This is a genomic window from Paenibacillus sp. P4_A7, assembly GCF_056402455.1.
Genome location: NZ_JBFUHJ010000274.1, coordinates 1 through 7,483 on the forward strand (window position 1 = coordinate 1; position 7,483 = coordinate 7,483).

Genomic DNA, 7,483 nt, shown 5'->3' on the forward strand with positions numbered 1-7,483 from the left:
CCTATTACTAGCGTGTTTCATAAAGTAGCTGGTACCGTACCAACACCCTTTGGTCCTATTTCAGTAAATTGGGAGAAGAAAACGGAAGGGTTTGAGCTTGAAGTTAACCATCCGGAGGAATGCGTTCGACAGTAAGATTCGTAATCTACAACTGAGTAGGAGTAGGGGGATTTAGAATGAATCTAGGCGTTATTGGTTATGGTGCTCGTATTCGTTGGGTGTTGGGTGAAATTGTTAAAATAGACCCTGGATGCCGCATAACCGCAATTACAGATGTGCGTAATCAGCAGATCAAACAGGAGCTTGGACAGGAGCAAAGCGATCAAGTCTTATTTTATGATACGCCTGAACAAATGATTGCCGCAGGCAATTTGGACGGCATCTTAATTGGTACAAGATGCTCTCTGCATACCGAGATGACATTGAAAGTATTGCCCACCGGCATTCCATTATATTTGGAAAAACCAGTAGCGACTAGCTTTGAAGATTTGTTGCGCTTAAAAACGGCGAATGATGCGTACCGGTCTGAAGTGGTAGTGTCATTTCCACTGCGTAATACACCTCTCATTCAAATGGCTAAGGAAATCATTGACTCCGGTAAAATCGGTACAGTGGAGCATGYTCAAGCAATGAATAATGTCGCTAGCGGTGGCATTTATTATCACGGTTGGTATAGGGATGAGAAGGAGACGGGCGGACTTTTTCTACAAAAATCTACGCATGATTTTGATTACATTACCTATTTGCTTAATTTAAAGCCGGTAAGTATATGTGCGATGAATTCGAAGCAGATTTTCAAAGGAACTAAACCTGCTGGACTAAAGTGTAAGGATTGCGGTGAACAACATACATGTTTAGATAGCACATTTCAAAGCACCTCTTTCGATGCCTCTTGGGAATATTGCTGCTTTGCAGAAGATACTGGTAATGAAGATTCAGGCAGCGCGATTATTAAGTATGAGTCTGGTATGCATGTCTCCTATTCTCAAAACTTTTTTGCACGTAAAAAAGCTTGTGGTCGAGGCGCTAAGCTTATGGGCTATAAAGGGACAATCGAATTTGATTGGTATACGAATCTGTTGAAGGTTTATATGCATCATACGAACCGAATTGAAACGTATGAGGTGCAGCCTGACAATGAATCTCATGGGGGTGGAGATGCAGTCTTAGCTAGAAACTTTATCGATGTCATGAAAGGTAAAGCAAGATCCACTACGCCTTTGGACGATGGATTATTAAGCGCCCTGATGTGTTTAAAGGCCAAGAAATCAGCCGAAGACCATAGCTTTCAGACGATTAACTGGAGCTAGTAGTCGTATAATGCGCTACTGAAATAAAGAGAGGAGGAATGATATGAAGATAAAGGTTTTGYAAATTGGGGCTGGTTCAATGGGAACGCGCAGAATTCGTGATTTGACAGCTCGCGCGGATGTGGAAGTTGCCTTATTGGAAATGAGATCAGATCGAAGAGATAAGGCAAGTAACCAATTTGGGATAACCTGTTTCGATTGCATGGAATCGGCCTTAAACTGGGGAGCAGATGCATTTAGTATTTCTACACCGCCACAGTCACATTCGCAGTATGTGGAGATCGCTTTGGACAGAGGATTGCATTTTTTTTGCGAAGCGGAATTGTTTCCATTTCATTATCGGGAAGTTGAGCTTAGAACAGCTGGGAAACAAATAGTGGCCGCGCCCTCGTGTACACTTCAGTTTTTACCACTATATAAAGAATTATTGAGGATAGTGCGGGAAGATCTTGGAGCGCTACATGCCTATAGCTTCTGCTTATCCATTGATATAGCAGGTTGGCACCCGAGTGAAGGAACGGAATATTACGCACGTAATCGCAGCACGAATGGCACGAGAGAAATGGTAACCTTCGAATTAATAGGACTAGCTGATTTATTTTCTGAACCACAAGAAGTAACAGGTATAGTGCGTGCAGGGGGAGAGTTGGGACCAAACTATGAAGACAGCTGGAGCTTACAAATGCGCCTAGAAAATGGTGGAATCGGGCAGCTTGTCGTTCTAGGAGCGAGTCCTCAGGTCACACGAAAAGGCATTGCTGTAGGTACCAATGGAACAATTGAGTTTGATCTCATTACAGGTGACATTCATCGTAGCTTACCGTTGCTTGGGATACACAATAAGCAGAATTTTGGAAAACTATCACATCTATTGGAATCTGTTTATAAAGAAGAGATCGACACGTATATAGAAGCAATTATGGGGAACAAAAAATGGCCACACGACTTTCGCAAATCCAACGTGATATGTGGCACTTTGGCAGCTGCAGAGAAAAGCGCGATCACGGGTAAGGTGGAAAAAGTGAATCCAGACTTTTTACCCGCTGAATTACYGGATCAGTACGAGGATGAAACGAGGAGGAATTAACATGGATAAGCTTGGTATGGTGAATGGAATACAAAACTCAGAACTATATTGGCAGCGTGCGGCATCCTTGATTCCTTGTGGCACACAGTGCTTATCGAAAGGACCTACCCAATTTATCGATGGTTATGCGCCTAAATATTTAGCCAGAGGCAACGGTTGTATCGTCACTGATGTAGATGAAAATAGCTTTATCGATTATGGGATGGGATTGGGAGCAGTGTCCCTTGGTTATAATTACCCATCAGTGAATTCAGCGATTATTAATCAATTGAATGAGGCTATTACACTAACTATGATGCATCCACTTGAGGTTGAAGTTTCGGAGCTCATTCGTGAGGTTATCCCGTGCGCGGAAAGCGTCAGATTCGGCAAAAATGGTTCGGATGTGACAACAGCCGCAATTCGTCTGGCCAGAGCTTATACTCGAAGAGACATCATTTTGTGTGGAGGGTATCATGGCTGGCATGATTGGTATGTTATTACAACAGAAAGAAGTGCCGGAATACCTTCCGTATTAGAGGGGCTGACCAAACAGTTTAGCTATAACGATATCGATAGCCTGAAAATTTTAATGAACAAATATAAAGGAAGAGTGGCGGCTGTCATCATGGAGCCCATCGGAATCATTCAACCACAACCTAATTTCCTAGCAGATGTGAAGGAACTAGCACATAACAATGGAGCACTGCTCATTTTCGATGAAGTGTTGACAGGGTTTAGAATTTCTCTTGGCGGCGCTCAACAGTATTATGGAGTAACACCAGATTTAGCTACCTTTGGGAAGGCGGTTGCCAATGGTATGCCGTTATCCATTCTGACAGGGAAGGCGGAAATCATGTCGGAGCTGGAAAATGTGTTTTTCTCCTTCACCTTTGGGGGGGAAATGCTTTCATTAGCTTCTGCGAAAGCTACCATCGAGGAAATGAAAGTCAATCATTCGATAGACCATGTGAATGCGATGGGAAAGCTACTTATGGAAGAAGGAAATACGATCATCATGAAGTATGGTTTTACGGATCGAATAAGCATACAGGGACCTCATTCAAAAGCGTTATTTGTGTATAGTGAGTCCCCAGACACCTTGCTGATCAAGAGCTTTCTGCAACAAGAAATGATTCGCAGGGGAATCTTATTTACAAGCTATAATTATGTTTCTTATTCGCACAAAGAGGAACAGATTCAATATACTTTGGATGCCTTGGACGATTCTCTATCTGAATTATCAAAAGCAATGAAACAGAACAAATTAGCAGAGAAGCTGGAGGGCAAGGCTGTGGCGCCGGTGTTTCGGAAGGCATAAGCATACCGACAAGAGCTTTGAGTATCCGTATCCATGGGAGATGCGAGTATTCAAGAAATATAGGAAAGTGTAAGTTTCACGCTTATACTCATGCCTATATTTCATCGCGAAACGAGCTTATGCCGCCTGAGGACCGCGACAGCCGTTTACACTTGTCAATTGGAAATAAGAAATGTCATCCACAGTTATGTAAACGCTTGCGCATAAGGACTTATAATAAAACTAGAGGAAAGGAGAATTGTGGAATTTCAAAGTATACGCTTTTCATTTTCTGTATGCAAAAGATTGGGATTACGAATGGTTACAGTATTTTAATCATTGGGAGGTTTCTTTGATGGTAAAGTATTTCATGCGTAAATCAGCTTTACTTTTTCTGGCTTTTCTTTTGGTATTTGGAAGTCTAATTGGAAATCCCATTACCACATCTGCAGCGGTTGAACAGAATCTAATGCATAATCCTGGATTCGAAAGCGGAACGCTAAATTCATGGGGTACGAATAGGGCAGTGATAACCAACGTATCCGCCAATGTTAGGTCGGGGGTGTATGCAGCGGRGATAACGCAAAAAGGTGATCAAGTTAGACAGGTAGTGACGGGGTTATTACCAAATACAACGTATAAAATGACCGGTTATGCGAAAGTGGACAGTGGGGTAATCTTTATTGGTGTTGATAAATATGGTGGCGAGGATCTATTCGAAGTTATTAGGGCCAATAGTTACACAAAAGGGACTGCCATCTTCACGACAGGTGACACCAACACGTCCGCCGGCGTGTTCTGTTATAGACCAAGCGGGGATACAGGAAGCTCCTATTGCGACGATTTCTCGCTAGAAAAAGTACCCGATGTCGCACCTAGCGTTCCTAACGTATTCCCAATCGGTCTTTTTTGGCCACCCGGACCAAACGATACTACAGATGAAAGATATAAAGAAATGAGAGATATGAATGCTAATTTTTTTATTGGAAATAACTACGTAGTCGCACCAGAAATTAACGATAAAGCATTGAAGCTGGCAGCAGCTAATGATTTCAAAATCATTGTTAACGATAGTCGCTTCGCMGTAGACTTTTACAATTTAAAACAAAATGTGGGAGGTGGAAACGTTTCTGTCAGTGCTCTTCAGCCGATAGGGCAGACGTTTAACGTGAAGAGAGGAGATTTGGACACTGGCTGGTACATCGAAGGCGTTAAGCTCTTTGTCGATCCCACCTCAGCTTGGGATTCTGGTACGATACTAACTCTTACGATCTACGATAGTCCAGCTAAAGAAACTTTACTAAACAGCATTACGATAAATGCAAGAGATAGCGCTTTTGCTATAGGTAATATACCGATAAGCTTAAATCAGTCTTATTATATGGAAGTCACTAGTAATAGCTCTACTCCCGTATTATTATCGGCAAGCACAAATGATGTATACAGCGATGGAAATGCATATCTGAATGGTGAATCGGATAATGTTGATCTTATGTTTGATATTACTTACTTCCAGCTCGTTTACGCCGACGGCGCCAGTCTACGTCCATCTGATGACAGTTTGGATGCAATCACAGAGGACTATAAAAATTATGAGGCGACAAAAGGTTATTATTTGCTTGATGAACCGAGCAGTAATTTATATCCTAAGTTGCAGGAAGCAACTAAACGCTTAAAAGAAAATGATCCCGATCATATGGTGTTTGTAAATTTGTTGCCGAATTTCGCTACCCCCGGACAATTGGGTTTCGATAACTATACGACAAGTGAACAATTAACATCCCAACAATCGATAGGGCAAACTTTCACAACGATGCCAGGCCAAACACATCTGTCTACCATTCAGATATGGGTTGACCATCAGACATGGGATGAAGGCGAGGAAGTGACCCTTAAACTTTGGGATTCTCCGGCAAAAACGAATCTAGTCACAAGCGGCAGTCGTATGGGTTCCAATTCGAACTGGCCGCATTTTAACCTTAATACTACAGTCCAAGAAAACACGCTGTATTATATGGAGTTGACGGTGGAGGGTACTGCTTCTATTGACGGAGTGGTCCGCTCGAATAATGGCGATAACTGGATAAATGGCGGAACAGCGTATAAGAATGGATCATTAATAGATACTGATCTGTGGTTTACGATCGATCAGGATATTCAAGGCGGGACTTATGAGGATTATGTATACCGCTGGGTAAGCACCCAACCAGATGTACTTTCATTTGACTTTTACCCATACGCAAGATGGGAGGAGTTTCGAGCAGGTTATTATGCCAATCTGGAAATCATCCGAAAGCAATCGTTATCTGCCGGGATTGATTTCTGGAGTTATATGCAATCGGTAGGGCATAACTTTCAGCGTGTTCCTAACGAATCTGAAATGCGCTACCAGGTCTATACGAATCTGGTCTATGGGGCAAAAGGTTATATGTGGTACACATACTTTACACCGCCTGGACATAATAATGGTCTTATTCTACCGGACGGAACGAAGAACGATTCCTATTATTATGCAAAGGATATCGGTGCCGAAGTGCAATTTCTCGGCTCGACGCTATTGAAGCTCAATTCCAAAGCAGTCTATCATACCGGTAGCACGATTCCAGACTCAACAACAGCACTACCTACTAATTTCTTCTGGCAGCAGGTAGGCGACCAGCCGACAGTTATCGGGCACTTCAATCATGAGAATGGTCGCAAATATGTGATGGTTGTAAATCAGGACTATAAAAATTCGCAGACATTATCGTTCCAGTTAACGCCGGGAATTAGTTCCGTAATGGAAGTATCCAAAAGCAGTGGGGCCGAGGTTAGTACGAATTACAACAGCACGACCAGGATGTTATCGGATAGCTTCGCACCGGGTGAAGGCAGATTATATGCCTTAGATGCTTCGTTTGGTGATACCGTTTCGACTGCAGACGACATGGATTTGACAACAACGACCAACAATGTGCTTAGCAGTACGCTAAGTGCGAACTCATCAACTGGCAGCCCTCTTATTTATAGTATCGAAACGAACGGAACAAAAGGTACAGTTACAATGACAAATGCAATGACGGGAGCGTTTAGTTACACACCATTTCACGGAGCTACGGGCATAGATAGCTTTACATTTAAAGTGAATGATGGCGTAACGGATTCGAATACCGGAACAGTAACAGTAACAATCTCTTCTGAACCAATAGCAAATAGCACAACCTTAACTACTGAAGGAAGCTCGGTTCCTGCGGGAACAGAATTTAAAGTGGGCTATGGTTTAAGCAGTGTTACCGAGGCAGTCTACGCACAGGACATCAATCTGGAGTATGATCCCGCTGTCATGGAATTTGTATCCGCAAGGTCCTTAATAGAAGGGATTGCAATTGTCGAAACTGTCAAGGAGCCTGCGGGTAAGCTGCGGATAATTGTTGCTAGTCAAGGTCCGGAACATGCTATCACTAGCAACGCGCAAGTGGTAGAGCTTACATTTAGAGCGAAGAATATCTTACAAACAGCAACAGGCGTGATCTCGATCACGAGTGCGGCTCTTGGAGATGAACAAGGAATCGAAACACTAGCCGCATTGTCTTCCATTAGTATTCAGATTACGACAGGAGGAACTGGCGGAAACAGCACTGACATTAATCAAGATGGCAAAGTATCCATAGGAGATTTGTCTATCGTGGCCGCCCATTATGGTAAAGACAGCAGCAGTCTAGATTGGCAGCAAGCGAAGAAAGCAGATATTAATGGGGATGGGAAAATCGATATCCTCGACCTTACAGCGGTTGCTAAGAAGATTGTGGAATAACGGAACGAATAAAC

The 7,483-nt window shown here is 42.9% G+C and carries 5 protein-coding genes; all 5 read left to right on the plus strand.

Features of this window, described 5'->3' with window-relative positions; all coding sequences use genetic code 11:
• The first annotated feature begins 12 nt into the window (after positions 1 to 12).
• The 5 genes from AC1DWN_RS23365 to AC1DWN_RS23385 all read left to right on the plus strand — a co-directional run bounded on the left by AC1DWN_RS23365 (position 13) and on the right by AC1DWN_RS23385 (position 7,469).
• Complete coding sequence (locus AC1DWN_RS23365) at positions 13 to 135, plus strand: alpha-L-rhamnosidase C-terminal domain-containing protein (RefSeq protein ID WP_477561304.1); 123 nt, start codon at positions 13 to 15, stop codon at positions 133 to 135.
• A 41-nt stretch (positions 136 to 176) separates the two neighbouring features.
• Positions 177 to 1,310, plus strand: a complete 1,134-nt coding sequence (locus AC1DWN_RS23370) for a Gfo/Idh/MocA family protein (RefSeq protein WP_477561300.1) — start codon at positions 177 to 179, stop codon at positions 1,308 to 1,310.
• A gap of 43 nt (positions 1,311 to 1,353) precedes the next feature.
• Positions 1,354 to 2,397 carry a Gfo/Idh/MocA family protein gene (locus AC1DWN_RS23375; RefSeq protein WP_477561301.1) on the plus strand — a complete coding sequence of 348 codons (1,044 nt, stop codon included), beginning with the start codon at positions 1,354 to 1,356 and terminating at the stop codon, positions 2,395 to 2,397.
• A 1-nt stretch (position 2,398) separates the two neighbouring features.
• The gene (locus tag AC1DWN_RS23380) at positions 2,399 to 3,697 is read left to right on the plus strand and encodes an aminotransferase class III-fold pyridoxal phosphate-dependent enzyme (protein WP_477561302.1); all 1,299 of its coding nucleotides are present in this window, start codon (positions 2,399 to 2,401) and stop codon (positions 3,695 to 3,697) included.
• 334 nt (positions 3,698 to 4,031) lie between these two features.
• Entirely contained in the window at positions 4,032 to 7,469 is a 3,438-nt protein-coding gene (locus AC1DWN_RS23385) for a cohesin domain-containing protein (protein ID WP_477561303.1), read from the plus strand.
• Positions 7,470 to 7,483: the final 14 nt, after the last annotated feature.

Bases quoted from the DNA above. Each gene is read 5' to 3' on its own strand.
- AC1DWN_RS23380 (WP_477561302.1), top strand. From the start codon at position 2,399: ATGGATAAGCTTGGTATGGTGAATGGAATACAAAACTCAGAACTATAT.